A 23,994-nucleotide genomic window follows, 5' to 3' on the forward strand; every position below is an offset into this window, starting at 1 on the left:
TATGCAATAAAAAACCCGCCGAAGCGGGTATAAGTTAGGTATTAAGCAAGCACCCTAAGGTGCTTTTTTTGTCCACATTTCACATCTCCCCAATTCGAGTTCCCTCTTAAACGAAGACTCTCTTAATACCAGTAATGCACACCGACATCCATGTTTGGGTTTCTCCCAGTGCAATACCGCTTGCTCCAAAAAATCATCATCTATATTAAAAATCTTGTTGCTATAACGCTTACATTCATCTGGTGTGAGATCGTCTATGACGGGTGACCACAACAGTTTATGCGCGCCAGCCCATGCTGGCTTATTCTTCGCTCGCTTATAGTCTTCAAAAAAGCAATGTCTATTAAAAAACCATGCGGCATAATAATCATCGCCCCTTATTAATTCGACATCTATCTGATTTCTCAGAAATGGCGGAACTAATGATATATATCGTTCAATGAATTTTTGATGCAATGCCTCACATTTTTTTAATTTCCTATTTTTTAAATGTCCAAAAATATCAAGAATCTCGTATTTGTAGAATTTCTTATCGGCATTGCACTCGATCCCAATATTGTGCAATTGTTCAACCTCATTGGCATTAAAAGTAGACTGAAACCATGCTTTATGGTTACTTGCTTCTATTTTTGATTGCTCGTGAATCATCATTTGCAAACCTGATTCCAAGCTTTCTGAAACTCATCTGAATCCATGTTCTCACCTTCAACGGCAACTATTGTTGGGCTTGCAATAAAGCGTTTAAAGCCTGTGTATCCACCAAAACTATTTTTGCTATTAACTTCACCACAGTTACCATTATGGTTTCTTAATTCGGCGCTCTCCGAGTTTTTTAGAAAGTTCTTTAATGCAATACGTGAATCTGTTTGTACTTGAATTCTTTTTGACTGCTCAGATTGGCTGCTAGCTACAGTTTTTACTAGGGCTTGGGTTGGTTCAGCTTGAGAATTTGAATCATCATTTGCTAAAAAAGGCAAAGCAATGAAAAGTAATAATGCAAATACCCCCAATAAGATATACAACCGCTTCATATTCATATCCCCTAAATTATTATTTTCACATCATAACTTTAGGAAGATAGCTGATCAATCAGAAACCATTTCTTTCTTAAATGATTCAAAGCCTTTCTTGTCAGACTGAGCTATACGTACAGCTACGGCGTTATTGAAGATTCCCTGCTTATATAGCCTATTTGCTGCCTTAACGTAGTTTTGGAATGCGCCGTAGGTCATTTCCATGATTTCACTATGTTGATGGCCCATTGATACCAGAAACTGGAATGAATCAAACCAGGTGGAGTCATCTTTCTTTTTAATGCCACGTTTAGGCTTTTCGTATTTGAAGTAAGCTTGATTGACTAGAAGTACAGCTTTAAGTAACTCCTTGAAGGCTTGCTCATCGGCAGCCAGATCAAAAATAGCTTTCTGTTTCAGGTTAGTCACACAGGCAATAGTTGAAATGACTTGTACGCCATTGGCTTTAAATAGAGCTGTCAAAATCTCATCTGAATGATCTTTATCTTTGATGAAGTTTTTCAGCACTTCAGCATGCTTTAGCCATTGGTCAAAGTCTTTCATCTGGATCTGGCGAACTTCGATATCTTTAAGCTTGATACTTCGGTTTGTTGCTAGGAAAAAATCATTCATGATGGGGTCTCGAGATAAATTTTATGCATTAAAAAAGCACCCGGAGGTGCTTTTTTTAATCTGATTATTTATTAGAATGCCATGGCTGCTAACTTAGTAAACGTTTTACTATCAGTGGTGGCTAGCATTTTTCGCCCATCTTTAAACTTCAAGATGAATGTGACATCTTTACCTTTACCACCAAGCAACAAGCCTGCAAGTAAACCAACTGGGCCTAGCAGTGCTGCACCAGCAACCCCCCACCCGACTGTACCACCTATTCTTTTTACATTTTCTTCAGTTGCTACAGTTATCTCTTCAATTTCGATACTGGAAAATGACTGAACATTACCAGAAAAACCATCCCCTGCCGCCCATGCTGCAGAAATTGTAAAGACCCCACCCAATATAGTGATTGAGCCCTTACCCTTTGTGAAGTCACCAGCATGTATAGTTAAGTTTGCCATTATAATTCCGTGATTTTTAAAATTATCAACAAACAAGATACTAAGTCCAGCACAAAAAAACCACTCCGAAGAGTGGTTTGATTGATTAGCTCATTCGAATAAATCGTCAATAATCTGTAAATCCGAAATAGTCTTTATCCCTATTCTTAACTTTAGATGATCTATATAACTCTTAAAATCATTATCTCTAGTCAAAATGAAATTTGATTTATTGGCTATTGCAATGCCAAGGATTTGGAGATCAACTTTAACTTTCTGCTTGGGTATCTCTAATTTGTTTTTATAATAATCTTCAGCCATACCAGCAGTAATATAAGCGGCTTTTTCATCGAAACTAACAATTGAGGCAATTCTTTTTTTACTTTGAATAAATTGGAATCTTTCAGCGCTATCTCGAGATAAGAATTCAGACATTGCAGGCGCTGGAATTATTACTTGCTGCACATTATTTACTTTGCAGAACTGGATAAAACCTTTATCGAAAGCATTATCATCAAAAAAAGCTACTAATATATTGGCATCAATAGTAATTATCATGGCAAGCGTTCGTCTTCCAGTGTCTTATATGGATCATCCAAATCTTGCCAGCCGCTCCTACCAAACCCAACAAAGTCAGAAATCCATTTTTCGATTGAATCTTCTTCTAGGGCCTCATAGCTGTTTAATTTGAAATCCTCTAGATAAAGCTCATAAGCTTCACCATAGCTGTATGTAGCAACACCAGAGAAATCAATTAGCGTATTTGTTCCTAAATATGTTTTAAGTGTGTTTACATCATCTAATGCAATTTTAGCGCTTATTTTAAATCCATTTATAAAGGTTATACCAACAGAATGGCTTTCCGAACTGGTATTAATTCGGTTTACTCTGCCTCTAAGGGTGTCATTTTGTTTAAACTTTTTAGGTTTAATCACATTTCCTATAGATCGTAACACTTTCATCTGTTTTGGGCTCTCGCCTTCGCGATGCACGCCGATTTGGGCATTACCCCAATCCAGATGTTTACTCAAATATTGATCTAAATCCCCACCATCTGAGTGTAAAATTTGATCTATGGCGACTTTGTATTCTTCAGAATCTAGTGGTGGGCTTCCAACATAAATAGATCCTTCCTGTAGATAACCGAAATTATCCTTAGATCCTTTTAGCAAATTAGCAAACTGCTTAAATAGTTCAGCCATTTCGCCAAACTTTAAATCGGATGGTTTTTTATCCGGCAAACGGAGTGCAATGACAAGCTTATCTGACATAACCACCTCCCTCTAAGTTGCCTATAAAAATTATCACTAATGCTATATTAGCATTGGCTGTAATTTAACATCTTTACATTTTTGTTCAATAGATTAGAAAAAATATATGACACAGAATGTCGTTTAGTAAGAAACCAACTCACACTGATTGCTTACTCATCCTCTTATACGCCTCATCCATAAACCGTTTATCCAAATCAACGACAAAAGTTTTTAAAACAGGCACAAAAAAAGATGCCTTCGCATCCTGTGGAGATACTTTGTGCCTGTATGAGGTTATTCCGCTGCCGGAATCGTCACAACATGGCCATATAAGCCCAATGCTGGATCTGCTTGCTTCGTTACATCAGATAAAGCCTGACCAGAGATTTCATACTGACCAAGTTCTTCATGAATCAGCGGGAAAGTAGTTTCTGGTGACTTCTTGGTACGCCATAAACGTACAGCCATGTGCTTACCATTTGCTGTATTGATACCTTTAAAGAAGAGCTCGTACTCTTTTTCAAAGTCAGATGCCAATGTGGTATTAGTCACTGCACCAGTGGTGTAAGTGGCTAAGATCGGCATGGTCAGATCTGATACATCATGGAAAACCACAGTACCAAACACTGCATCCAGTGTGTAATTCTCTGGATCAACTGTTTTAGCTGTACCAGTTGTTGAATCCTTGAATGAAACCGTTTTCAGGTTATAGCCATCCAGTTTGATTTCTTTACCAGCCACCACAGTACCCAGTGATACATCTGTCGCTGTAGTGGTCGCTACGGCGTGATTCATACCAGACAGGATGTATTGAAGGTTTTCTGGATCAGTTTCTTCCAACGTTCCCGTGAAATTCACCGACGTTGCATTGATCATGGTGAAGTCAGTAGTGCGCTGACCAGTTGTTGATTCTTTATGTTCAACGACATCAGCACCAATTTCCAATTCAAAGTCTGGCACGTTACCCAGGTGACGCATTGCACCAGCAACACCATTCACAAGTTCTGACAGGTAAAACTTACCTTGCAGCGAAATATATTCTTTAGCCATTACTTTTCATCCCCTGTAGTTTTCTTGGCTGGAGCAGCTTTAGGTTCAGGTAGTTCCTGAATGACACCATCTGCCAGTAATTTTTTGATTTGTGCATCACTCAGCCCACCGACCACATCGCCTTTTTGAAAGCGGCCGACAGGCTGAGTTGCCTTATATTGTTTTGCCATGACTGGCTCCTAAATGAATTTTTGTGATTCAAAAATAATCGTGATGTATGCAAAGCCAGGACTGTAGCCATCTCGAACTGAAATAAATTCCAGCGCCGTACGCGATGCTTGTGGTTGCCAGCCGGGAAGCAACTCAATCACCTTCTCAGCCAAAAGCCCCGCTTCATCACTTACAGCACGTCCATCGGTCATTTGAGATTGAGCATTGCGACATGCCACCGTGACCGCCCATTGCTGACCAATCTGATTAACACTTCCACGACCTGCACTGGCTTTTTTGTCTATACGGACAAAATTGACGTGTGCTGACGGCGTGACCTGCGACATCTCTGTCACACCGACTGAATTCAACGGCGTATAGATCTTTAGAAATTCTGGAATCTCTTTCAGTTTTTCTGCAATCTCGTCACGTACTGCGAAGAATGTCATCTATAAAACTCCCGACAATGTCTAAGACTTTCGCCTCATCTTCAGAATTAATACCAAGAAAAGTACGGGATGGAATGTTCACCTCTTTTACTTTTCGATATTGCCCTGCCACCGCAAACGTAATGTATTGACCGTTCTTAGGGGTGATATGAGCACCATAATGAAAAACATGCGCATAGGTTTGATTAGCACCCCACTCTACGCCATTGATCAGAACGTTGTAGCTCATACCATTGAGTAAATGTCCATCATTACGCCCTGTCTCCCCGCCTTGCAAGCGAGCACGCCATGAAACCTTCCATGGATTACCGTCAATATCATGTTGATATTGAAATCGCTTTCTTGTCGCATAAAGCATGGCATCGCCAATGTCGTTAAACATCTTTGACTTATCGGCATCGAACTGGTTTAAGCGAGCAAGGATTGCTTCGATAGGTGAGCTATCAGCTTGAATGGTTATTGCGAAAGCCATAAACACCTCACTTCATGCTTGGCATTTGATCCAGGATAGAATCTCCAAATACGCCACCGGTATAAGAAGTACCGACTGGCGCCGTCGAAGGTCGTCCTTTGGGATGGTCATCCACGATCTGGTTTGTTTCAGGCAATTGGATTTGCAAATGCGCTTTGTTGTCAGCAACGCGTTTTAAGAATGCGATTGCATCCTCATAACGCTTCCGAGCCTCCTCGATGGGCTGCTGGAAGTAAAGACGATAGCGTGCGATGTCACACGCCATACGCTTTAAATTACTGGGCACATTGGGTAGCGGCAAAGGATAACGACCACCGATATGACCGTTAATCTCCTCTGTTGCATCCTGAATTGCATCAGTTACCGAGGACTGAGAAGGAAGCATCGCTTTCAGATTTTCAATCTCATCACCAAATCGTGCGACCAAATCTGCTTCAGTCGCATACATAGATCACCTACTTGTTTTCGTCGGCAGGTTTTGAGTCTGCTTTAGGTTTTGCAGCAGGCTTCGCCTTTTCCAGTTCAGCCACCTTGGCTTTGAGCTCAGCAATTTCTTGCTCAGCTTTAGCCTTGTCGACAGTTGCTGTCTGATTGGCTTTGGTTAAGGCTTCATTGGCTGCTGTCAGCTCAGTATTGGCTTTTTCAAGTTTAGCTAAACGTGCAGCGGTACCATCTGCCTTAGGTTCTTCCGGCTCTTGATATTCTTCAATAGCCCCAGATGCTAAAAGGGCTTGAAGTTGTTTAGCTTCAAGCCCCTCAATTTCCTGACCTGGACGGAAGTGTCCGATCGATTGTTTTGCAATGTACTTTGGCATTTTGATCTCCTTATACAAATCCACGTCCACCGACTAAACCGTTCTTGTTATTAGGAACAGCAAGTGGAGATGATTCAGCTAATAATTGAATGCTTGAAGGGTTCTTTTCCTGCCATTGGCTTAAATAGAATTCTAGAGCTTGGCCAAATGCTTCAACGTTTTGCAATGCACAGTGAGCAATCCAACCATTAGCATCAGAAACCAGCCCAAAGAAATCTTCTGGAATGAAACGCTCAACACTTCCATTCATGCTGTGTTTAGCATCATAGGTCCAGATTTCTAGGTTATCGATGGTACCGCGGAATTGGGGTTTATCAGATTGATCAAAGGTTGGAGTAAGTGGAACACTCACACCCGCATATGGAGCAATGAACTTTTCCTTAAACTCAGGATCTTTAATCAGCGTGTTATACACTTTTGACGTAGTTAAGGCCATGATTGGTGATGTACCAGCATGCTCAACAGAAAGATCAATCATCGCTTGAATATCTTTGACTGGAGTAGCACCCGCTTGGCCCCATTTGATCAACGGCGTAAAGTTACATGCTGCATTACGTTCATAATCTACTTCATACATCGGGAAGTCTGCAGAAGCAAAAGTGGTTTTACCGTAGAGAAGCACATCACGAGCAATTAATAGCTTTCGGTTTTCGATAGACTGACGCAGATACAATGCTTTTTGAGCCTGATCAATCAGTAGTAGATCTGCATCAGACAAGCGATTTGAGCCAGTCGCAATCACACCAAACTGACGTAAGCGTGCGATCAGAGCAGTGTTTTGCACTTCACTTGGCATGACTGTCATCATTGGTTTCAGATAAGCTGGCTTAACGAATTTCACGTTACCAGATTCACCTACTTTAATCTGACGTCCAGCTGCAGTCGGAGTAACAAACGGCGCAAGTGGAGTCGCTGTATTTAGCTCACCTACTGGAACTTCTTTTTTAGTGTAGGAAACACGCTGAGGGAAAAAGCGGTCCATCAGCCAGGTATCTACCTTTTGAGTGGTATCAGTCAGTAATACCAGCTGTGGCACATCCAGTAATTCCACTGGTGCATTTTGAAATGTAAAAGTTTGACTCATGTCTTAGTTCCCCACAACTTTACGAAGTTCGATTTTGTTTTTTAATGCTTGTGCACGTACTGCATCATATTGAGCAGTAGTCAGAGGTGTTCCATTCACTGTAACTACTGCAATATCAAATGGGCCTTGCACGTAGATCGGCATTTCAAGATTATTAGCCGCATGGTAAGTAGATTGCGCTGCGGTGAAATCTGAAACAGCAATTGCATTCCATTCACCTACTACACCTTCAGTGACAACAGGATGATCAGCAACGTTATCGGCACTCACGTTAAGTAAATCGCCGCGCTTATATGCTGTAGCAGTTTTTACTTTGGCATTTTCTGTACGTACGCCGTCACCGACCACTAGCTGTTTATTTTCAATAGTTCCTGTTACGACTTGGCTCATGATTTAGCTCCTTGTTGCTGTGCTGCTACAAACTGATTAAATGCCTGATCTAAAGCCGAGCCTTGTGGAGCTTGACCACCTTGCCCCGGATTGGCTTGATGAGTGAACAAGTGAGTAAATGCCGGATTTACACTTGGTGTTTGTGTTTGCTGTTGTTGTTCAGCTGGTGTTTGTTGACTGCCTGCTGCAAACTGTTTGAGTGTTCCTGCCATCAGTTCAAATGCATCATCTGGCATGGCTGCAAACTTTGTTTTTTCTTCAGCGCTAAACTCTTTGTTTAGAGCTTTGGCCAAAGCGTCAATTTCAGAATTACGCTTATCTGTTGCAAACTGTTTGTTTTGTTCAGTCAAGGTGGAGACCTGACCTTCCAATTCTCTGATTTTGGCTTGCGCCTGTTCTAATTCGGTCACGTCGGTGTCCTCTGGTTGATTAAATTGTTTTGGAGAGTGACTCGCTGCCACTGCGTTTGTATTGTCATCCGCACCCAAAGCACAGAAAGACACCTCACGAATACGACCACCACGGAAAACCGTGATAGGCCCTTGATGCACTTTTCCATTTACAGTGACTGATGCACCCGCTTGGATTTCTTCGACTGCAGAGGGTTCAATTCGCACTGACATCTGCCATGGAAAGCCATCGTCAGAGTCCTGAGCAACCTGAGTACCAAATTCATTACTCATTAGATCGCCTGAAACTGTTAGGCCGTTCTGGTGATCAATGCTGTGGCTATTGATGGCTCCAGCACGTTGCCGGGTTGAGTGATCCAGTAACGCAGGGATTCGGCCTTTAATTTGCATAGAATCAAGATCAAAGATGATTCGATCCCAATACCAATGATCGGTAATAACTTCACCACTGTATGCAACACCGGAGAAAGTCCGCTTCTTCTTGCCATCTTCAGCTTGATCGACATTTAAGTTACCGACCTGGAAGCAATACTGATTCGGCTTATGTTCCTCTTCTTTTGGCATTTCTCATGCTCCATAAAAAAACCGCCCTTTCGGACGGCGTAAAATAGCTACAAATAAACCCACCGAGGTGGGTAAATAGTTCAAGTATTCTTTATAGGTATCAGCTTAAGTTTCCATTCACTATCAAACCTCTTATTTAGAAAGTTTGTTATCTGGTTCTCACGATCTTTGAACTCATATGGAGTTAAGACTATTGCATTCCTTCCGCTAGATACCCCATACCTTGTAAATCCCGTAAGCGCTCTCCTTGTAGAAGTATTATTTGACAAAAGAACCCTTGCCTTTCCTTCTCTTATTAAACGCTTTCGGCCTCTTATTTTAGGGCACTTATCTGCAGGTATTTCGATCTCAATTGCAAAACAAACCATATCCCAACCAAGTGACTAAGCTGTACAGATTTTATAAGTCTACTTTGCCCCTAATCCAATATTTAAATATTCCATTCGTTGTATAAAAAATGTAGCTTAAACATTGTCCTATAGCAGATTAGTTAATTAAAAGATTAATTAACTAGTGGTCTGATCGTATAAACCATCTGCCCTTCAACCGCTTCAATCGAAACAACCTCAAATGACAATCCCATCGGTATTAAAACGCCGTTACCAGCATTCAACATATCCAGATCAACACCCAAGCCTTTAGCATTCTCAATCTTAATCACGATATCTGAAGCTGTATCAGCCATCAGCAACGGCGCATTAAGCTGAGCTGTCTGCCCAACCTGATAAGCCGCTACTTGATTAAGTGTCGCAGCACCCACCACGGTTGAAGCCGCATTGCTCGCCACAGCTTGAATAGCTGCCAGATCAGTACTCAGCCAGCGCTTAAGTACATCATCAGCTAGTGAGCCTGTAGCAGAGTTTAAATAGCCAGTCAGTGCGGCATCATTTCCCTGCACATAGTCCAAGAAGGTGCGAATCGCACTTGGTCGAATGCTTGGATCAAGTGGTATTACTGTATTGGCCACAGTATCGAATAAGTCCCGAGTCTTATCATCCATCGGAGTAAATAGGCTGGTGAGCTTTTTACTCGCCGTCCATTCAGCCTTAATAACTTCTTTCTGCTCCAGGAGATATTCCTTATCTAAACTCGAAGCACTGATCTTTTTATCCACCAGCGATTCAAGTTCACCAAACTGTAATGGATGAGAACTCCAGTCCAAAGCCTCGGCAATTTCAGGCAACTGATCATCAGGTGTAATGCCGTATTTCAATGCCTGTTTCTCGGTTAAGGCAATCACGGTACAACGGCAACGGAAAGAAATTGGCGGGTAATGTGTTAGCCAGAATGGATCATCAATGTGACGAACAATCCGGTTCAAAGCTAAATGACTGGGACGCACCCGACTATCATCGATAGCTGAGTACATTAGATAAGGACGGCGTTTCTTGTTCCGTTGCTGCTGGATCCATCGACCATGACCGTAAGCACTTTGGATGTTCGTACGAAATACATTGTCCAGGTAGTGCTTTGGCAAAATGATTTCAGATTCTTTAATGAGTTTCTGAAAATCTTTAAATGTCCCACCGTCGGCAATGGATTTATTCACTGCTTTGATGACCGTCTCGATCTGCTCAAGACTCGATAGAAAGCTAACCGTGGTTGCCATCTGCCGAGTCTTTAGATCCATTGAGTAGAACTCATCGGGCAATACAATCTTGCGTTGCTGTGCATAGCGTAATGCTTCAAGAAATGTGACTGGTTGCATTGTCGGCATCCTTGCTATAAACATGCTTTGCATTCAGCCAAAGCTTGAAATATTCATCACGAACATCAAAGTAATGGCCTAATTTCTTACGCCGATATATTGAAGATTCATCGAAAGCCAGTCCACAATATTTGGTGCAAAACTCTTCAAACTCATCATATAACGCCTGAATATCTTCCATCACTTGCCACCACTCGCAGCCATGTACCCTAAAATGTCCGCAGCATACAAAGCCTGATCTAACCTAGCGGAAAACTCGGTTTTAGTAGCATTCGGAATGAGCTGCATAAGATTGAACACCAACGCTTCAGGACTGTCTGACGTACCAATCAATTGTTTGATTTCAGCATCATTCAGCAGCGTTAAATCATCCTGCCCATCAGTTAGTTCTTCAACTTCTTGCTGTTCTGGCGAAAGCTTGTTTGCTGTCGCCTTGAAGTTGAATGCCTGGCGAGGTAGTGCAGTGAATTGATTGAAGCCAGTTTGAGGCTGTTCAATCACATCACCATCTTCCAGACCATATTCACGTTTGAAGTATTGCGGCGTTAAAACCGCACCAGCATTTTTAAGCTTCACATCACGATCCGCTTTAGGCTCTTCTAGTGATTTCTCTTCACCAATGATGACCCGATGACGTTCCCAACCATTGAGATCACATAATGCGTTAATAATGGCTTGAATCGTCGGCATGATCATTCGTACATCGGCTTTATACTTTGAGTTTTGCACTTCAAGATGCACATCACCCAAAGCACGAGAGCCCGCACCATCTGTACCACTGGTTAAAGTCTGACCCAGAATCACCTTTTGAATACGGCGCTCAAGGTTCTTGTCAAAAGTTTCGAATGTCTGTGATGCGTTGCCATTGGTATTGGCTGTCTGGATCTCTACCGAATCTGTACCGCTTAAAGCAATTACCGAACTGGCATGCGCTCTAAGTAGTGCATCACGCATATCTGTCGTCTTGCCGGCGGTTTTACCAACCAGCATTGGTAAGCCAAACTTTTCAACGAACTTGGCCCAGAACTTAAAGCCAGACGTTTTGAAGAACCAGACCCAGTACAGTCGACTTAAAAGAGCCTCACCTAATGGATTCTCATAAGTAGATTTACAACGTGTTAAAAAGTGTTTGAAGCGCTGGTCTACTTCCTGATCCTGTCGAGTCGTGTTGTAGTTGGCCAGCAGCATCAGACGACCATCATTCTTAGGCTCATACCATTGCATTGGCTTTTCACCAATCCACTTAAAACCAATAAACGGCGTAATGGTATTGCCATCAATATGTAGGCTCGGTTCCTCAGGCTTGGTATAGATTGCCTCTAATACAGAATATCCGTACCAGCGAGCATTCTGCGCACCCAAGAGAATCTCAGACCACCACTCACGTAAATGCTCCATAATGATTTTAGATTCCGGTCGGTCCATCGGCTCTACACGCCATGATGCACTCTCAAGTTTATCCTGGCGTTTTTCAATGGCCTGATAAATCTCATCGTCATACATCATGACTTTTAAACGTGGACGGGTGACCCCTGCTTTTCTTAGCACTTCATCGCCGTCTGGCATCTTGGTCAGATAACTGATTAAAGCCTGTTCAGCTTCATGAGAATACAGTGCACCAGCTTCAGGTTTTGCATTCTCAGGCTTTTTCCTTTTCTTAGACATAACTCAACCTTATGCAGCCGGAGGGCTGTAATTAATCGCAATTACTGCGTCTTCAATCGCATCAATCAGCGTATCTACTTGGTCATCATGATCATGGGTAAATGCCGCATTGAATGCTTCACATTCTTCAAAGAATTCACCGACCCAATGAGCATCTTTAGGTACCATCACAAAACGATCTTCCGGTTTATCCCTATAGTTTGCTTCGAGATGGACCTGCACATCCATGAAACGGGATAGCTTGTCTGTATTACGTTGGACTGGAATCACAGCGACACCAGAGTAAGTGCCGAGTGTTTGGATCAATTGAGTACCTGACGCTTTATCCTCTACTTTCATGTAGCGAATAGGCTTGGTGTGCCAGGTGTATTCCTTGTGCTTATCCAGAAATGCTTTAGCCTGACGATTCAATTCTGGTGCTTCCCATTTACCGCGCAAGAGATCTAGCAAGTACAGCTTGCTGTCAATCCCCATGCCTACAAGTAGGAATACGGAATAGTCATTGTGCTCTTTGGTCTTTTGAGCGGTATCAACAAGGACAGCACGCCACTGAAGTTCTGGAATATCTTTATAGAATCCAAACCATTCAGACTTAATCAGGTCACCGCCTAATTTCTTAGGCTGCTGCATGTACTGACTAGAGAATGTATAACGGGATACCGTGGCACCTTCTTTATCCTTGCCACCCTTTTCAAGTTGTAATAAGGATTGAAGCGATTCTTTCTTTGGCCAGTAACTTTGGCGGCCTTGCTCATCACGCTCAGCATCTCGCGGTACCAGCTTTTGAATATGCTTTGGCAAGGTTGCAATGTACTTATCATCAATTAATGCCGGAATAGATATTTGAGTCCATTCACCAGGTAAATTACCTGTCATGACAAAGTTGGTTGGATCCTCAGTATGCAGGCGCTGCATGATCATGATGATGGGTGTATCAGACTTGGCTTTACGTGAGTTCACCGTATTAAGTAACTTACGATTGGCAGCATCTCGTTTGATCTTACTGAAAGCATCTTCTGGCTTTAACGGGTCATCAATGATGATACAACCTGTAAAGCCATCATCTGCCAATGTCCCTGCTCGCCGTCCTGTTACCTGTCCACCCATGGAGGCAACATACACATGGCCAACATCATAGTCCTCAACCGTAATCTTCCATTCTTTCTTGGAGTCAGTACTATTGGAGACCGTTAAATCCCACATCAATCGATAGTCTTTCGACTTCACAATGTCACGTGCCGTGTCTGATACGCCCTCAACCAGTGACTGGGAGAAGGATAGATACAGAAATCGTGAACGTGCATTTAGGGCTAAACCACGCGGAATCAAATTGGTTGTAAGTTCAGTCTTGCCGGCTCCTGGTGGAACGTTGATGACGACGTTTGCAATCTCACCTGCAATGACTTGGTCAATGATCCAAGAGATATAAACGTGGTGCCAGTTCACCGTAAATTTAAAGCCCATTCGGGGCTTGAAGAATCGCCGGGTGAAATATAAATGCTCATCTTCACACAGCTTTTTTTCAACCTGTGTTTGCAGATCCATTTAGTATTCCTCTTGGGCCTTCTTTACTGCAGCTTCAACCTGCTCTTGAGTAGCATGAACAACGGTGGTCTGTAATGCTTCACCGTCCTTACCAGTAATCTCTTGTCGGTTAGTGAATTGGCCACCTACATCTTTAGCAGCCTGTTCAAGAATCTTAAGAGCTAATTTTGCATTCTTGGTTTTTTCAAGTTGCTTCTGATATTGCTTAAGCCGGTAATACTTACTGGCAATTGGAATATCTATCAAACCTTCATCAAATTTCTTACGAGTCTGGTTGAATAGATCTGCAAGTTTTTTCCCGAGATTGCGACCCGCGTATTTAGTCGGATCATAGTTTTCACACTGACGGCGATCGATTTCGATGTTGAACTCTTGCTTGACCAACTCCGCAACTTCTTGAGGGGTATCACGGCATGCAAGAGCTTGAACAATAAATATTTTTACAGGCTCTTTAAGTGCTGCCATAAATCCCCCTTTTGTCATGCTACGTCATGCAAAGTAGGCAAAAAAATTTAACCGATGACACAGTTCCCACAACACGCAGCAATACTTGTTTCAGATACAAACGGCGCATTCTTGGCAATTTCAACGAGACGTTTCACTGAGTCATCAGCTCCCCACCGTTTAGTCTCACCAAAGAACACTTCGACATCGTGGCCAGCCAAGTAATGCTTAGGCAGCCCAGTCATGTCGCTATAAATGATTTCGCCATCTTCATCACGCTCTACACCGATGTGATAAAGCTCATGTTCAATCAGCCTGCAGAAGTCTCTATCTGTAGCCTGTTCACAATAAGTAGCATCAATGGTAATCAGATATTGCGGCACAAAACCAAACCAATCCCGCATCTGTTGTTCTTGGCGTGCTTTCTTCCAGCCACCTTGGTTGAACATTACTTTTTCACATTGACCCAATACCATACGTTTTTTAGCTACGGCGGCAGATGAAGCCCAGGCGAATGCAAGGAACTCATCATTGTCGTGAAGTAGTTCAGCAATATGATCATGATCTGGGTTGTGCAATTCACCACCTAAAGTAAGCCAATTCTTTACGACCCATTCTTTAAGCTCTGGTGCCGGTGCCAAGCGAATGGCTTCTTCTTCCTCGGCTTGATCAATCAAAGTCGACGGCGGGAATGGTCTGAACTGTTCCATGTGATGCCCTTAAATTTCTAAGCCGCTGTATGGCCCTGTTGGATGATGAGATATCTGATACTTCGAAGCGTATATACCGATATCCCATTGCTTCAGCATGGTCATAACGATCAATGCTCCAGGCTTTAGTCGCCAGCTTACCCTTACGGCCACCAGACCACGGACCACCCGCTATTTCAATCAATGTGAGATAACCAACCAGGTGCAAATCGAAACGCCAGTGCTTAGTAGTTTTGAAATGAAAATATTCTTCATATTTGATTTCCATCCGATCAAGGATCTCTTTGAGCCGATCGAATGCTTCTAAGTATTTCTCACTGGTTTTAGGTAATGGTCTGTTGCGAGGTTTATTTTTGATTGGGTCTTTATCAGTTAATTTTTTATAGTGCTTAGGATCCATATAAAGCGAACCGCAAATTCTTAATACGCTCTTTCAGCTTAATCATGATGCCGTCAATTGCATGCAGCTCATTAAGCGTCAATCCAGATCGACTGAGGTTCTGATACTTAGACAGCTCAGCACTGCAAAATTCTAAGTCTTGTTTAGCTTGTACTTTGTCTGTCATGGGTACCCCACAATAAAAAACCCAGCACTCAGGCTGGGTCTGTCATATTGTTTATTTTACTGATGCAATGCCATTTCCGCGCTTTTGGCTAAAAATGCCGAACGGCTTAAATGTTGTTTTTTAGCCATAGCATCAATACGTTTCACTAAAGCTTCTGGCATGCTGATATTAATACGAACAGACTTGGTATTTACCTTTGCTGTATCAATATCAACTAACAACCAAAAACCACCTTCAAATCTCTCATCACTTAACCATTGTTCCGGGCTTGACGGTGTAGGTAACGGAATATCTTCACCATCAAAGTGAACTTCAACCGCTTCCTGCGCCATGCGCTGGATGTCTTGCATTTCATCAGCAGCACTGAAACACCCTTCAAAGTCAGGGAAAGTTAAACCGTATGCAGTATCTTCATCTTTATGAACATATACTGGATATAACATTTTTACCTCCATTCCCAACCAGCCTGTTTATATATATTGCGTAGAGTTCCTATCGGCATATCTTTACGTGGATGTGGCACCACAACATGCCCGGACTTTTCAGGATGCTTGTACTTTTCATGGTCGCCCTTACCGCCAACCTTATACCAGCCTTCCTGCTCTAGACGCTTAATAATATCTTTGCTGTTCATTGTGTAACTATACACACTTTTGGGTGGTTTCATGATAAAAAGTCTCTAAATAACTATTTCGTATTTAGTTCATGATGACTACTAAAGCACTAACTCTCAATAGCAATATTTTACTATGTTATTGTTTTATAATAATATATTAACATTAAAAAAAATAAAATTAATGAATAACAAATACTAAGCTAGGCGTTCATTTAATGTAACAAAATATTTTAATAAAAAGAAAAACCCCTCAACATCTAGAATGCGAGGGGCTTTGATTGCCGTAATACGTCCGGCGAAGTGGAAATTTTTATTCAATAGTCGGACGCTTGCCGGCCTCTAGAACCGGAATATTCGCTTCAGTTGGCACGTAGACGATCTGACTAATATTGCCTTCACGCAATGCCTCACCAAATGCTCCAATAAACTCTTGCTGACGGTACTCTGGATATTCTTGAGCGGCCTTACCCATAACCTTGATTGCTTCGGCACGCAGCTTTGCACTTTCCAGTTCTGATTTTGCAGTCTCTATAGCAATTTGCTTGGACTGCTGGGCTTCCGCGAGCCTCGCCTGACCAGACATGCCTTGTTGCCAAACTTTGTATTGCGGCCATGCAAACAAGAAAAACAGGAAGATCACAATGACAAAAGCAGCAATCATTCCAATCAGCACATTGTCTGCATTACCTTTCTGAAACTTATTCATTTTCCACTCACTTTTTTTGATAATAAAAAAGCCCATCAAATTAATGACAGGCCTATGTTCTTTAATTGGTTTACTTAATTCGTGTAATTGTTTCGATGCTTTCCGCACTTTCTACACTCGACCTGAACAAATATGTCAGACTCGTAATCGTAGTGATGAAAGCAGAATAATCGTTTTAGGAATTGGAGCATGTGGATCTCCTTACACCGGAGCTTATACCGGAGTTAAGCTTTAGTTTTAATTAGGGCGAATTCGCCACAATTAGAATCTGGCACGCCATGTAGGACTCGAACCCACAACCATTGGTGTAGAAAACCCATGCTCTTTCCAGTTGAGCTAATGGCGCATTAAAAAAGGATGTGGTGATCTGCCACACCCTTGCCTTTGATTACGATATTGACCAGCTCGGCAACTGATCTACCGCTACTCACCAACCCATCATCTCGAAATGAGCTATCAATCTAACTTCTTGGCTTTCAATTCTTTTAAGGTCGGGAGAGTCACTCCCCAATTTTATGATTTACTCTGAGGCTCACTCAGTACGTGACGAAATCGCACTGGATTCAAACCAATTTATACGGCTGGTTTCAGCATCCCACCGTTTGCGCTTATAGCTAAACAAATGAATGTACAGCGTCACAAATCCGAATTACCTAATGGCTGACGTTATTTCATAAGATCACCAGTTATTCAGGTTTATTTCAGGCAATAAAAAAGCCCACCATTTGGCGAGCTTTTAAATCAATCTAGTGCTTTAACGTACACTTCGATCACTATAACATAAAATAGCATATTCGCATTTAAACGCAAGTTATTTAATCATTTTAAGCGAAGTCTTTTGTCATGGCCTGCTAAGTAATAACTCCCTGCAAAAACCATGTTGTTTATCGAGCTTCTTGATAGGGTAAATTCTTTCTCCATCTGGCTTAATGACATCCCTCTCACATTCTTCTCAATGAATAACTGCACCGCTACCTTTGCCGAAGCACAAACCGAACTCGACTTATTAAAATCCACAATCAACTTCCGCACTTGTTCAGCCTCAAAATCATTAATCTGGCAAATGACCTGATCCTTACGTGGCGCCACCCCTTTATTATTTTCAAGAATCAGCCAGTAGATCTGATTAACCCCAAGTGAGTCCGGTTCATGACCTGACTTCATACGTGAAATCTGGATGTATGCCCCATACTGCTTAAGCCAATCTTCAATACTAAAACGACCCCAATCCATCACTTCTGTCTTCACCATCGCATTCATCCCGATTCCCTCTTAAACCCTTAACTTTTCAACTTGAATAATCAGCTTCCCGCCTTTTTCTGATGGCAACCGCTTCACAAGCAATTCATCCACCTGGGAATCATCCAGAATCAATCCACCTTTTGACAAAGCGTCAAAGCATGGTTTTACGATGTTATCGATGTCGCGTATTTTCGCATCAGGTGGCGCGTATTCGATCTTTACTCGAACTCTACCCTGATACCCTAATGGCTCAATAAAACGCTTCATAACGTCAATAAAGTGGATTGCACGCTTACTTAATCGATTGGTCTTGTTGGTTCCGCGAATCCAATAGTGATTCACCGAAGGAGGTGTGATTAAAACTTCACACCAGAGCAATTCATCATTCATCACACCAAATCCTTTCCCTTCGACCAGATGAGCCGGAATCTTTGGCATTGGATCTGGATTGGATTTCTTTTTCCCCGACTTGGTTGTTACACCAAATCGAGGTCCAATACCGGCTTTTCGTGCCTGTGCTGCGGTGATACGGAGATTAGTCATTGGCACCTCGCAGAATTTCTCTCGCACAATTAATTGGTCTAATGTCGGTTCTTGTTAGCCAGGTTAAAGCTTCATCAATCCGTTTCTGCTGGTCCTCAACCTCCTTCTTCTTCTCGATATAACAAGCCTCCATGTTATTCAGCTGCTCTTTCAGGCTTTCAATCTGCTTCTCATACTTCCGCAGATCAGTGTCTTGGAGTTTGATTACTTCATCCATTTCTTGGATGGCGGCTCGACCAACCAGCCAAGCTAGATAAGTCATCTGAACCGGAAGCACCCGATAAGCACCACCATCCTTATCAAACAGCTTGTCACCATGGATGAATCGCATGTTTGTGTAGAAGTCTTGATCCTCAAACCACTTTTCAAATTCACTCATCTCTCAATCACCACTGTAGTTGGGCTGATGTGATTACGGATGTCGGTCACGTAGTCGGCCCCATCATCATCAAACACAGATTGAATTCGCCCTCGAACCTTGCTGAAATCCCCGACCAGCATTGCGCCACCTTCAATTTTTTCCTGGCTCAGCTCCGCATAGGCAGCCAATTCTTCTGCTTCACTTCGGCCGTAATAGTGCTGGTCAATTGCAGATTTAAGATCGGTCAGTTTGATTGCCACATCCATCGGATCGCACTTACCCCAATATTCAAGCCACTTTTGATAGCCTTCACTGTATCGAAACCACTTACCATCCTCTCTTTGGGCGAAATACATTTCACCATCTGCGCAAGGAACTACTGCGTATGAATGCTCAGGCGCCCCATCCACAATCTGCTTACACTTTTCCAATCCCAATTTTTCGATTAAGTTCATGCTGAAACTCCTTTTAGGCTCGGAAGTATCTCGATAAATTCAGCAACATTTTCCGCATCACCACCCGGGTAACGAAAATCATCCTTTGATAACTCGCCATTTGACGCAGCAATCAGATCGCAAATAGTGCCTTCAGTGAATTCGATGAACCACTCTGTTTCGCATACTGAATTACCGCGCTGCACATCAATTCTCATAAAAGGAATGCCTTTTTTATTGAGGGCCGATTTGATTTTTCTTGTGTTCATGCTGCTCTCCCTAGTGCTTCAATCCACTTATCCAATTCAATCTGAGCAAAGTGCTTAATTTCACGTTCCTTGCTATGGCTTAAATGGGCCGCCTTAATGATGATTTGCTCTATCTTTTTCTGATTGCTTTTCTCATCCAGCTCAATAATTGAGATGCCATAACTAATTGCATTCCACTGGCTTTCCGAGATCCCTTTGTCCATCAATGAGACTTTGCTAACAAACTGCCGTGAACAATTTAAAACCTTGGCTAGAGCACTGGTCCGACCCACTCCCATCTCAAGCCAAGCACGTATTTTTTTATTTCTGCTCATCCTTGTGCTCCTGCTGCTTGCGCTTCCTTCTTGCGCTTTCTTAAATCAGCCATATAGATTCGGCATGCTTCACGAGTCTCTGGTGTTCTGATTCCGTAGTTGTAGGCTTGGCGCTTTGCCAGAATTTCAACCCAATCCACGGTTTTATTATTGTTTTGGTCTTTCATCTTTCAATCTCCACAGTCATACCAGCATGATCCTGTTCAACTACCGATATGCCGCGTGTGATTGCTGCTTGGCTTGGTAATTTTTTAAAGTCAATCCGATTAACTTCATGGCAGTGCTTGCAAATGAATGAATTTTTCTTTTCCAATTTTTTATAAATCTCACGAGCTTCAGACAGGACGCTGTTATTTCTTTCTGTAGCCCGATTGAGATGCTCTAGATGTTTCTGAATCCACCAGACCGGGTTTAAGCGAACATTGCAGTCAGTGCATAAAACCTCGTCTTCTTCCACTGAGATCTGGATGTTTTTATGCTCACAGTTACCGCGCCCAAACTTACGTGAAAACTTAATAACGTTTTCTTGAGTGTTGATGCTTATCGTATGGTCTTCTTTGTAGCTCACACTCCACCTCCCAACTGCTCACGAATAACCCTAGGTACCTTCACCCCATCCACTTCACACTTCTCCAAGTACGACTCAGGATTTTCAAAAGGATCTGGCCATGGATCAACTATTGGAGTTGGCTTCACCTGTAGACGCTGTGGTACTGGCACATGACGGTTTTTTACATTCATGCGCTTTTTAAGTTCTTCAAGCGCTTGCTGAGCTACTTCGTTTGGAACAGGTTGATGATCTATCTCATCAGGCTGCTTTGGTTCAGACAGCTGTTTAACCGCTTTCAGCTTCTCATCAGGCTCACCACGCTCTTTGGCTTCTGCGATCAGTCGCTTATACACACTGCAATACACGTTATGCACAGTATCGGTAGGCTTTAAGCTGCCATATGGACCAACCACGGCATAGAATGCTTCCCGGGCAATACGATTGATGCGACAAACACGGTTTGATTTCTCATAGTTCAATGCCTGTAACCATGCTTCATCCGGAGTCTGATATTCATACACACCTTTGCACCAGTTTTTGAACTCAGGAATCGATGGTGGCCATTCAGCTGTATCCAGACGTTTTAAACCACGTAGGAACTGCTCATAAGTCAGTTCAGAAAGCTTTTCGACAAACTTCTCAATCACCTGGCTTTTTTTCAAACCTGACCACTGATCCGTGAACTTCTTGCCATACATCAGAAGCATGTCTTCAACCAGCTTACGTGCATCCGTTTCACTGAATTGCTGTACAGCGTGAGTAGTTTGTTGTTGAGATAATTCATTACGCATATTTCACACCCTCCACTTCATGCACATCACGCATTGCTGGCTGATCATTGCTGCCAATTTCAGACATCCAGTCGCTGACTTCGTTTTGAGTACGGCTTGCTGCACCTGAAAAAGATTTTGGTTTTTGAGGTTGAGACTTAGCTTCACGCTGACGGCGTACTTCGTCTTTGTTGTTTTGAATCCAGGTAAACCATTTCACCAGCCATAGGCTTGGAGTGTTTTTGCTATCCGCCTTCGCTGAAAAGAAATCACCGAAGTTGGTAAACATGGAAATCAGATCCTGTTCTGGTAGTTCAGGATTGCGTTGTTTTCCGAGTTCAATGAAGTCGTAATGAATTGGATACACGTTCACGCATTCAAGAACTGAATAGCGTTTGTGATCCTCAGGTTGATATTGAGAAAACTGAATTGGTGGCAAAGGAAAATCTTGCTCGCGCGTATTACTACTACTATCTATAAATTGGTTATTGGTTAATGGTTTATGGTTAAGGTTTTTTTGGGTTTCATTTTCACAACCCAAAATAACCGACTGGGTTTCTTCTGGGTTTTCAGAATCAACAGAATCGCTTTCATTTGGGTTGCTATCTTCCTTTTTTTTAGGAGGTCGACCACCTTTCTTCCCATTTTCACGGTTTTTCTGAACATTTTCTTTATAACCTTCAATTTCAGAGTCACAACGCTTGTTGTGAAATCCATCATCTTCTTCCGTAAAGAAATCATTCAACACATTTAAAACTGCCTGCTTTTCCTCATCGGTTAATGCACGTAACCGACGAAAAACCGACCGGGTTTCTTTGGGTAAAGGACCTTCATTCAGGTAATAGAAATCAAGTGCTCGACGGTAAAAACATTCTTCCAGAGCAGTTAAATGCACGGTATCACGCATGAAGTCACCAATATGGTGTAAATATTTATGCATTACTCACCCTCCAACCTGAATAAATAAACTATGTGAAACCCTCGCCCCCCCCCAGACAGCAGAACTAAAAGCCTTAAGTTCTCTCTTTAAGATTGACTCAAAGTTCTTTTTGGTTTCTTGCTTGTATTTCATTGGGCTTCTGAATATTTTGGAGTTACCGTTGTATGCCTCAACGATGACCGTTTTATTATCACGATCTATACTAGAAATTCTGACTTCCACGCTCATGCCGCCACCTGCTTTGTATTACGTACTTTGTTTACCAAGCCAGTGATACGAGTCAGGCCAAATGCAGTGACACGCATATGCAGGAACACTCGTTCTTTGCCATCATTGCGATTAACAATTACTGGTGACGTACGATTGGTGAAAACCTTGTTTAAGACATATTGGGCATGTGGCTGGAGCTTGCGATCCGAATCACGGTAGATCCATTTCTTATTAATCAGTAGCTGGATTAATTCAGATTCTTTAATGCCGATTGTTTTTGCACATTCACGCAGGCAATAAGTGTTGGAAGTATCAGCAATGGTTTCCAGTGCCTCAGCCTTAGGTGCGAGTACCGCTACTTTTTCACTTAACTCAATATTGAGCTTGGCTTGAATTTCGATTGCTTGAAGCAGATGTGCTGGATTGGTGATGTCAAAGCTATTTTTTGCCTTAAGTGCTTCTTCCATTGCAGTCATACGATCAAAGACTTGAGCTTGTAACTCATAGCTGTATGACATCGCCATAAGGCAGGCTTCGCGTTTTGGGAAGCGATAGCATGGATAGGTTTGTCCATTTTGTTGGTTAATGTAGGTATCCCTAAATTTTGGGAGACCCTCTAAACCCAAAACCTTCGGCACTTTTGCCATAAAGTGATCATGGCGAAGTTGCACGGGATTGGTTTCACTTTTTGCGCGATATTCATTAATGAAATCAACAATCTCAAGTGATGACATTGTTACTTCGTTTATGTTAAAATTTCCTTGTGTTAACATGTTCATAGTTTAAGTCTCCGATGATTTGAACACCGAAAAAGCCTGAGGTCTGAACTCAGGCTTTTTCTGTTTGTAGAGCTGATAAATACTTTGCACACTCGCCTTTCATGGCTTTACGCAAAGACTGAATTTTGTGTTCAATTTCTTCCAGGATGCGATCTGTCTCATCCATTTCAGCAGGTGTCACTACGCCATCTTCCAGAGCAGATAAAACCTGCTTATTTGCTGCACCATTGCCAACATTCATACCAAGCAGTGATTCAAGAACACCTAGCTGATGATCCTTTCCTTCCGCTTGATCCACTGGAACTAATGCAAAACCCAATTTATGCGCCCACACCTTTAAAGAAGCTGGGTTTTGCGTATAGGTCAGCATGGCTTCAAATGCCTTTAGGCTTGGTAAATGGTTTTCCATGTTTGGATTGGCATAGTTCAAAATAGTGTTGTGAGACACACCAACAACATCAGCAATCTCTTTAGGTGTAATCCCGTTTGATTGGTGAATCATCTTGTGTAGTGCGGTTTTGGTCTCTTTCGATATATCCATGTGAACACCTTGTTTACTTTCACGTTTATTAAAAACGCTAAGTTGTTGATAATTGGTTTAAGCGGCGGTTGGGGTCTTCTTTAAGAAAAAATCAAAAAGATTTTTGTGAGACAGTTTGTTGTTGCTAGCCTCGACAATTGCTTGAATTGTCTCCATGCGCGGCTTCTTGCGACCATGGATTAGGTGTGACTCCATATATCCATAGGAAACACCAACGCTAGAGCAAAACTGGTTCCTCTCTTTTTCGTTTAATGATTTCCAGTAGTCGTATAGGTTTGGCATAAATAATACACCTATTAGGTAAATTAATAATAAATATACCTGTTAGGTAAAATTAATTCAACCTATCAGGGTATTTATTTTTTCTACCTAA

The 23,994-nt window shown here is 42.2% G+C and carries 40 protein-coding genes and 1 tRNA gene; all 41 read right to left on the minus strand.

The window, feature by feature from the left end; translation table 11 throughout:
- Positions 1-54 precede the first annotated feature (54 nt).
- The 41 genes from F897_RS12955 to F897_RS17965 all read right to left on the minus strand — a co-directional run bounded on the left by F897_RS12955 (position 55) and on the right by F897_RS17965 (position 23,903).
- Positions 55-651: a hypothetical protein gene (locus F897_RS12955; RefSeq protein ID WP_005236563.1), complete on the minus strand. Its 597-nt coding sequence runs from the start codon at positions 649-651 to the stop codon at positions 55-57.
- The gene (locus tag F897_RS12960) at positions 648-1,031 is read right to left on the minus strand and encodes a hypothetical protein (protein WP_005236564.1); all 384 of its coding nucleotides are present in this window, start codon (positions 1,029-1,031) and stop codon (positions 648-650) included. Before F897_RS12960 ends, F897_RS12955 begins: the two co-directional genes overlap by 4 nt.
- Positions 1,032-1,085: 54 nt before the next feature.
- Positions 1,086-1,646, minus strand: a complete 561-nt coding sequence (locus tag F897_RS12965; RefSeq protein WP_005236566.1) for a hypothetical protein — start codon at positions 1,644-1,646, stop codon at positions 1,086-1,088.
- A 71-nt stretch (positions 1,647-1,717) separates the two neighbouring features.
- Positions 1,718-2,128, minus strand: a complete 411-nt coding sequence (locus F897_RS12970) for a hypothetical protein (RefSeq protein WP_224213995.1) — start codon at positions 2,126-2,128, stop codon at positions 1,718-1,720.
- A 54-nt stretch (positions 2,129-2,182) separates the two neighbouring features.
- Positions 2,183-2,629 (minus strand): PIN domain-containing protein, encoded by a 447-nt coding sequence (locus F897_RS12975; protein ID WP_005236570.1) that lies wholly within the window; start codon positions 2,627-2,629, stop codon positions 2,183-2,185.
- Complete coding sequence (locus tag F897_RS12980) at positions 2,626-3,342, minus strand: hypothetical protein (RefSeq protein WP_005236572.1); 717 nt, start codon at positions 3,340-3,342, stop codon at positions 2,626-2,628. The genes F897_RS12975 and F897_RS12980 overlap by 4 nt, the downstream gene beginning before the upstream one ends.
- A gap of 276 nt (positions 3,343-3,618) precedes the next feature.
- Entirely contained in the window at positions 3,619-4,374 is a 756-nt protein-coding gene (locus tag F897_RS12985) for a phage tail tube protein (RefSeq protein WP_005236574.1), read from the minus strand.
- Positions 4,374-4,544, minus strand: coding sequence for a hypothetical protein (locus F897_RS17770; RefSeq protein WP_005236576.1), 171 nt, complete (start codon positions 4,542-4,544; stop codon positions 4,374-4,376). The genes F897_RS12985 and F897_RS17770 overlap by 1 nt, the downstream gene beginning before the upstream one ends.
- A gap of 9 nt (positions 4,545-4,553) precedes the next feature.
- Positions 4,554-4,973 (minus strand): phage tail terminator protein, encoded by a 420-nt coding sequence (locus F897_RS12990; protein WP_005236577.1) that lies wholly within the window; start codon positions 4,971-4,973, stop codon positions 4,554-4,556.
- Positions 4,951-5,445 carry a phage virion morphogenesis protein gene (locus tag F897_RS12995; RefSeq protein ID WP_005236578.1) on the minus strand — a complete coding sequence of 165 codons (495 nt, stop codon included), beginning with the start codon at positions 5,443-5,445 and terminating at the stop codon, positions 4,951-4,953. The genes F897_RS12990 and F897_RS12995 overlap by 23 nt, the downstream gene beginning before the upstream one ends.
- Positions 5,446-5,452: 7 nt before the next feature.
- Positions 5,453-5,893 (minus strand): gp436 family protein, encoded by a 441-nt coding sequence (locus F897_RS13000; RefSeq protein WP_005236579.1) that lies wholly within the window; start codon positions 5,891-5,893, stop codon positions 5,453-5,455.
- Between the two features lie 7 nt (positions 5,894-5,900).
- On the minus strand, positions 5,901-6,260 hold the full coding sequence (locus tag F897_RS13005) for a hypothetical protein (RefSeq protein WP_005236580.1): 360 nt from the start codon (positions 6,258-6,260) through the stop codon (positions 5,901-5,903).
- 10 nt (positions 6,261-6,270) lie between these two features.
- The gene (locus F897_RS13010; protein WP_005236581.1) at positions 6,271-7,344 is read right to left on the minus strand and encodes a major capsid protein; all 1,074 of its coding nucleotides are present in this window, start codon (positions 7,342-7,344) and stop codon (positions 6,271-6,273) included.
- Positions 7,345-7,347: 3 nt separating this feature from the next.
- Positions 7,348-7,734 (minus strand): hypothetical protein, encoded by a 387-nt coding sequence (locus F897_RS13015; protein WP_005236582.1) that lies wholly within the window; start codon positions 7,732-7,734, stop codon positions 7,348-7,350.
- The gene (locus F897_RS13020; RefSeq protein WP_005236583.1) at positions 7,731-8,708 is read right to left on the minus strand and encodes a hypothetical protein; all 978 of its coding nucleotides are present in this window, start codon (positions 8,706-8,708) and stop codon (positions 7,731-7,733) included. The genes F897_RS13015 and F897_RS13020 overlap by 4 nt, the downstream gene beginning before the upstream one ends.
- A gap of 502 nt (positions 8,709-9,210) precedes the next feature.
- Positions 9,211-10,416, minus strand: coding sequence for a phage head morphogenesis protein (locus tag F897_RS13030; RefSeq protein ID WP_005236584.1), 1,206 nt, complete (start codon positions 10,414-10,416; stop codon positions 9,211-9,213).
- Complete coding sequence (locus F897_RS13035) at positions 10,394-10,597, minus strand: hypothetical protein (protein WP_005236585.1); 204 nt, start codon at positions 10,595-10,597, stop codon at positions 10,394-10,396. Before F897_RS13035 ends, F897_RS13030 begins: the two co-directional genes overlap by 23 nt.
- Positions 10,597-12,081, minus strand: a complete 1,485-nt coding sequence (locus F897_RS13040; protein WP_005236586.1) for a phage portal protein family protein — start codon at positions 12,079-12,081, stop codon at positions 10,597-10,599. The genes F897_RS13035 and F897_RS13040 overlap by 1 nt, the downstream gene beginning before the upstream one ends.
- A gap of 9 nt (positions 12,082-12,090) precedes the next feature.
- The gene (terL, locus tag F897_RS13045; RefSeq protein ID WP_005236587.1) at positions 12,091-13,626 is read right to left on the minus strand and encodes a phage terminase large subunit; all 1,536 of its coding nucleotides are present in this window, start codon (positions 13,624-13,626) and stop codon (positions 12,091-12,093) included.
- Positions 13,627-14,091, minus strand: coding sequence for a DUF2280 domain-containing protein (locus F897_RS13050; RefSeq protein ID WP_005236588.1), 465 nt, complete (start codon positions 14,089-14,091; stop codon positions 13,627-13,629).
- 47 nt (positions 14,092-14,138) lie between these two features.
- A complete protein-coding gene (locus F897_RS13055; RefSeq protein ID WP_005236589.1) occupies positions 14,139-14,780 on the minus strand; it encodes a putative metallopeptidase in 642 nt (213 codons plus the stop codon).
- A complete protein-coding gene (locus F897_RS13060; protein ID WP_005236591.1) occupies positions 14,740-15,180 on the minus strand; it encodes a hypothetical protein in 441 nt (146 codons plus the stop codon). The genes F897_RS13055 and F897_RS13060 overlap by 41 nt, the downstream gene beginning before the upstream one ends.
- Complete coding sequence (locus tag F897_RS17775) at positions 15,170-15,346, minus strand: hypothetical protein (RefSeq protein ID WP_164071344.1); 177 nt, start codon at positions 15,344-15,346, stop codon at positions 15,170-15,172. The genes F897_RS13060 and F897_RS17775 overlap by 11 nt, the downstream gene beginning before the upstream one ends.
- Positions 15,347-15,402: 56 nt before the next feature.
- Entirely contained in the window at positions 15,403-15,789 is a 387-nt protein-coding gene (locus F897_RS13065) for a type II toxin-antitoxin system HicB family antitoxin (protein ID WP_005236593.1), read from the minus strand.
- Positions 15,790-15,791: 2 nt separating this feature from the next.
- Positions 15,792-15,980 carry a type II toxin-antitoxin system HicA family toxin gene (locus F897_RS13070; RefSeq protein WP_034581200.1) on the minus strand — a complete coding sequence of 63 codons (189 nt, stop codon included), beginning with the start codon at positions 15,978-15,980 and terminating at the stop codon, positions 15,792-15,794.
- Between the two features lie 292 nt (positions 15,981-16,272).
- A complete protein-coding gene (locus tag F897_RS13075; RefSeq protein ID WP_005236595.1) occupies positions 16,273-16,668 on the minus strand; it encodes an SPFH domain-containing protein in 396 nt (131 codons plus the stop codon).
- 269 nt (positions 16,669-16,937) lie between these two features.
- A tRNA-Arg gene (locus F897_RS13080) sits at positions 16,938-17,014 on the minus strand.
- Positions 17,015-17,487: 473 nt separating this feature from the next.
- Complete coding sequence (locus tag F897_RS13085) at positions 17,488-17,928, minus strand: hypothetical protein (protein WP_005236596.1); 441 nt, start codon at positions 17,926-17,928, stop codon at positions 17,488-17,490.
- 12 nt (positions 17,929-17,940) lie between these two features.
- A complete protein-coding gene (locus F897_RS13090) occupies positions 17,941-18,453 on the minus strand; it encodes a RusA family crossover junction endodeoxyribonuclease (RefSeq protein ID WP_005236597.1) in 513 nt (170 codons plus the stop codon).
- A complete protein-coding gene (locus F897_RS13095; protein ID WP_005236598.1) occupies positions 18,446-18,832 on the minus strand; it encodes a hypothetical protein in 387 nt (128 codons plus the stop codon). The genes F897_RS13090 and F897_RS13095 overlap by 8 nt, the downstream gene beginning before the upstream one ends.
- Complete coding sequence (locus tag F897_RS13100) at positions 18,829-19,245, minus strand: hypothetical protein (RefSeq protein ID WP_164071345.1); 417 nt, start codon at positions 19,243-19,245, stop codon at positions 18,829-18,831. Before F897_RS13100 ends, F897_RS13095 begins: the two co-directional genes overlap by 4 nt.
- Before the next feature lie 20 nt (positions 19,246-19,265).
- Positions 19,266-19,517 carry a hypothetical protein gene (locus tag F897_RS13105; protein WP_005236600.1) on the minus strand — a complete coding sequence of 84 codons (252 nt, stop codon included), beginning with the start codon at positions 19,515-19,517 and terminating at the stop codon, positions 19,266-19,268.
- Positions 19,514-19,831, minus strand: a complete 318-nt coding sequence (locus F897_RS13110; RefSeq protein ID WP_005236601.1) for a hypothetical protein — start codon at positions 19,829-19,831, stop codon at positions 19,514-19,516. The genes F897_RS13105 and F897_RS13110 overlap by 4 nt, the downstream gene beginning before the upstream one ends.
- Positions 19,828-19,998: a hypothetical protein gene (locus tag F897_RS17780; RefSeq protein ID WP_005236603.1), complete on the minus strand. Its 171-nt coding sequence runs from the start codon at positions 19,996-19,998 to the stop codon at positions 19,828-19,830. The genes F897_RS13110 and F897_RS17780 overlap by 4 nt, the downstream gene beginning before the upstream one ends.
- Positions 19,995-20,399: a hypothetical protein gene (locus F897_RS13115; RefSeq protein ID WP_005236605.1), complete on the minus strand. Its 405-nt coding sequence runs from the start codon at positions 20,397-20,399 to the stop codon at positions 19,995-19,997. Before F897_RS13115 ends, F897_RS17780 begins: the two co-directional genes overlap by 4 nt.
- Positions 20,396-21,172 carry a hypothetical protein gene (locus F897_RS13120; RefSeq protein WP_005236612.1) on the minus strand — a complete coding sequence of 259 codons (777 nt, stop codon included), beginning with the start codon at positions 21,170-21,172 and terminating at the stop codon, positions 20,396-20,398. Before F897_RS13120 ends, F897_RS13115 begins: the two co-directional genes overlap by 4 nt.
- Positions 21,165-22,091 carry a YdaU family protein gene (locus tag F897_RS13125; RefSeq protein ID WP_005236613.1) on the minus strand — a complete coding sequence of 309 codons (927 nt, stop codon included), beginning with the start codon at positions 22,089-22,091 and terminating at the stop codon, positions 21,165-21,167. The genes F897_RS13120 and F897_RS13125 overlap by 8 nt, the downstream gene beginning before the upstream one ends.
- 3 nt (positions 22,092-22,094) lie before the next feature.
- Complete coding sequence (locus F897_RS13130; protein WP_005236614.1) at positions 22,095-22,319, minus strand: hypothetical protein; 225 nt, start codon at positions 22,317-22,319, stop codon at positions 22,095-22,097.
- Positions 22,316-23,080, minus strand: coding sequence for a phage antirepressor KilAC domain-containing protein (locus F897_RS13135; RefSeq protein ID WP_005236615.1), 765 nt, complete (start codon positions 23,078-23,080; stop codon positions 22,316-22,318). Before F897_RS13135 ends, F897_RS13130 begins: the two co-directional genes overlap by 4 nt.
- Before the next feature lie 49 nt (positions 23,081-23,129).
- Entirely contained in the window at positions 23,130-23,621 is a 492-nt protein-coding gene (locus tag F897_RS13140; RefSeq protein ID WP_005236616.1) for a phage regulatory CII family protein, read from the minus strand.
- Positions 23,622-23,678: 57 nt separating this feature from the next.
- A complete protein-coding gene (locus F897_RS17965; protein ID WP_005236617.1) occupies positions 23,679-23,903 on the minus strand; it encodes a hypothetical protein in 225 nt (74 codons plus the stop codon).
- Positions 23,904-23,994 lie beyond the last annotated feature (91 nt).

The sequence above is a fragment of the Acinetobacter variabilis genome (genome assembly GCF_000369625.1).
Lineage (GTDB): Bacteria > Pseudomonadota > Gammaproteobacteria > Pseudomonadales > Moraxellaceae > Acinetobacter > Acinetobacter variabilis.